The organism is Massilia sp. IC2-477, from assembly GCF_020707265.1.
GTDB lineage: Bacteria > Pseudomonadota > Gammaproteobacteria > Burkholderiales > Burkholderiaceae_D > Telluria.
Map to the genome: position 1 here is coordinate 1 of NZ_JAJFEQ010000032.1, position 1,173 is coordinate 1,173.

The following is a 1,173-nucleotide window of genomic DNA, read 5'->3' on the forward strand; positions in this document are numbered from 1 at the left end:
GAAAGGGTTGCAATAAACTGGTGGCTGCGACTGTTTAATAAAAACACAGCACTCTGCAAACACGAAAGTGGACGTATAGGGTGTGACGCCTGCCCGGTGCTGGAAGATTAAATGATGGGGTGCAAGCTCTTGATTGAAGTCCCAGTAAACGGCGGCCGTAACTATAACGGTCCTAAGGTAGCGAAATTCCTTGTCGGGTAAGTTCCGACCTGCACGAATGGCGTAACGATGGCCACACTGTCTCCTCCCGAGACTCAGCGAAGTTGAAATGTTTGTGATGATGCAATCTACCCGCGGCTAGACGGAAAGACCCCATGAACCTTTACTGTAGCTTTGCATTGGACTTTGAACCAATCTGTGTAGGATAGGTGGGAGGCTTTGAAGCGGGGACGCCAGTTCTCGTGGAGCCATCCTTGAAATACCACCCTGGTTTGTTTGAGGTTCTAACCTTGGTCCGTTATCCGGATCGGGGACAGTGCATGGTAGGCAGTTTGACTGGGGCGGTCTCCTCCTAAAGTGTAACGGAGGAGTTCGAAGGTACGCTAGGTACGGTCGGACATCGTGCTAATAGTGCAATGGCATAAGCGTGCTTAACTGCGAGACCGACAAGTCGAGCAGGTACGAAAGTAGGACATAGTGATCCGGTGGTTCTGTATGGAAGGGCCATCGCTCAACGGATAAAAGGTACTCTGGGGATAACAGGCTGATTCCTCCCAAGAGTTCATATCGACGGGGGAGTTTGGCACCTCGATGTCGGCTCATCACATCCTGGGGCTGTAGCCGGTCCCAAGGGTATGGCTGTTCGCCATTTAAAGTGGTACGTGAGCTGGGTTTAAAACGTCGTGAGACAGTTTGGTCCCTATCTGCCGTGGGCGTTGGAAATTTGAAGGGGGCTGCTCCTAGTACGAGAGGACCGGAGTGGACGAACCTCTGGTGTACCGGTTGTCACGCCAGTGGCATTGCCGGGTAGCTAAGTTCGGAAGAGATAACCGCTGAAAGCATCTAAGCGGGAAACTTGCCTTGAGATGAGATTTCCCGGAGCCTTGAGCTCCTTGAAGGGTCGTTCGAGACCAGGACGTTGATAGGCTGGGTGTGGAAGTGCAGTAATGCATTAAGCTAACCAGTACTAATTGCCCGTACGGCTTGTCCCTATAACCTTGGTAGGCTATAGAC

General features: G+C 51.8%; 1 rRNA gene. It reads left to right on the forward strand.

Features of this window, described 5'->3' with window-relative positions:
- A 23S ribosomal RNA gene (locus LK542_RS24760) occupies positions 1 to 1,151 on the forward strand; the annotation flags it as partial.
- Between the last annotated feature and the right edge of the window lie 22 nt (positions 1,152 to 1,173).